We start from the raw sequence: 2040 nt of genomic DNA, 5'->3' as shown, positions 1-2040 counted from the left end.
CGAAGACGCCATTGTCAAACGATTTGGAGCAAGCTTTATCGAGGCCGAGACGCTCGGTCCGGCACTGCTTGCCTATTCAATGTTGGCCCAAGCGTTCAATCAGACCCACGTTTACGTGTGCGATACCAATTTGCGTGACGGTTTGTTGCGTGACATGGCGATCGGTGGTGAGTGGACAGCGGAATTTCGCAATCAAATTGTTCGCTCGGCCATCACGCTCGGGCGACGGTTCGATTTCGACGAAACGCATGCCCGAAACGTTGCCGAGTTGTCGCGGAAATTGTTCGAACAATTGGTTGCCGAGCACCAATTGGATCAGCGACACGAGGTGATTTTGCACGTCGCGGCGCTACTTCACGAAATTGGCTTGATGATCAATGTCCGCAGCAACCATAAGCATGCTCTGTACGTGATTCGCAACAGTGGTTTGTTTGGGTTGTCCAAGAGCGAGCTGTTGCAAGTGGGGTTGGTGGCTCGCTATTATCGCCGTGCTTCACCCCAGCCGTCTCACGAAGGGTACGGATCGCTGGAGCGAGAGGACCGCGTCGTGGTCGCAAAGTTGGCGGCAATTCTGAGGCTTGCGATCGCGCTGGATGATACCCGCAGCGGGCGTATTCGCGAAATCGAATGCACTCGCGAAGGACGGCAATGGGTGATCAAGGTTCCGGGCGTGGACGATGTGTCGCTCGAACAAATTGCGATGCGTCAAAACTCGGGACTGTTTCGCGATGTGTTCGGGATGCAGGTCTTATTGCGGAGCGGACGATAGCGACACGTCGCGAGCTTCCACTGCGGTGCGTTCTCGTCGCGGTGCGACGCCCACGCAATGTCGTCTCCTTTGGGAATCGCCCGCGGCGCGAGCCGTCCGGTTGCGGCGAGTAAAGCGGGGACATACGGCCCGGCTCTGCCAAGCAAAACATAAAAACGGGCGTTCGATTGATTATAGTGGTCGTTGAGTCCGCTCCCGAACTTCAGAGGCATGTAAATGAGTTTTTCTAATGATGTTGCGGCTTGCAGCAAATTCATCGGTATCTTCGGGAGTCTGGTTTTGGCATTTCTGATTCGCAGTGAACAAACGGCTGCCGACGATCTGTATACGATCTTGCGAGAGCGTTTGGTCGAAGACCGGATTGCGTCGGCCGGCGTCAAGGACTCTCGTGTGCTCGATGCGATTCGTAATACCGAGCGACACGAGTTTGTGCCCAAGAGTCAACGTGAACGGGCTTATTTGGACATGGCGCTGCCGATTGGTGGTTCGCAAACGATTAGCAGTCCCTTCACGGTGGCTTCGATGACCGAGGCGATCGAGCCCGAGCCGACCGACAAAGTGCTCGAAATTGGTACCGGCAGCGGTTACCAGGCGGCTGTGCTTAGCCCCTTGGTCGAGCACGTCTATTCGATCGAGATCGTCGATGAACTCGGACGCAAGGCTGCCGAGACGCTCTCACGTTTGGGGTATGAAAATGTATCCACCCGAATTGGGGACGGTTTTCTTGGTTGGCCCGATGCCGCGCCATTCGACAAGATCATCGTCACCTGCAGTCCCGAATCGGTGCCGCTGCCGTTGATTGAACAACTTCGCGAAGGGGGGCTGATGATCATTCCCGTCGGCCAACGCTATCAGCAGACGTTGTATCGGATGCAGAAGGTGGATGGGAAATTGGTCCGCCAAGCACTGCACCCCACCCTGTTTGTGCCGATGACGGGCGAAGCCGAAGAGGGGCGTCAGCAATTGCCGGATCCCGCGAACCCCGTGGTGATCAATGGAAATTTCGAGACGCTGCCGACCGCTGAGCAGAGTTCGACCGAAGACTTTGTTCCCGGGTGGTACTACGGACGCCAAGTCAGGCAGGTCACTCCGTCTGCGGAATCCGAGAGCGAGGGTTCGCAGTCGTCCTCGGGATCCGCCCGCGTGACCGCGCCCGAAGGAGCGACGTTTGTGCGATTTGAGAACGAGACAGCCGGATTGAGCTCGCATTTACTGCAAGGCATCGCGATCGATGGCCGCGAAGTGTCCATGATCCGGTTGAGTGGACGGGT

2 protein-coding genes are annotated in these 2040 nt (G+C 56.8%); both read left to right on the top strand.

All coding sequences use genetic code 11. The features are described from left to right. Window positions 1-769, top strand: a 769-nt coding sequence (locus tag ABX962_RS35355) for an exopolyphosphatase (protein WP_372726349.1), incomplete at its 5' end; no start/stop codon positions are given. A gap of 216 nt (window positions 770-985) precedes the next feature. Next, window positions 986-2040 (top strand): protein-L-isoaspartate(D-aspartate) O-methyltransferase (locus ABX962_RS35350; protein WP_372726348.1); only part of this gene is annotated, 1055 nt, incomplete at its 3' end.

It is taken from the genome of Novipirellula sp., from assembly GCF_041583735.1.
Taxonomy (GTDB): domain Bacteria; phylum Planctomycetota; class Planctomycetia; order Pirellulales; family Pirellulaceae; genus Novipirellula.
The sequence above is the reverse complement of the archived record's forward strand: the minus strand, read 5'-3'. Positions and strand labels throughout refer to the sequence as shown.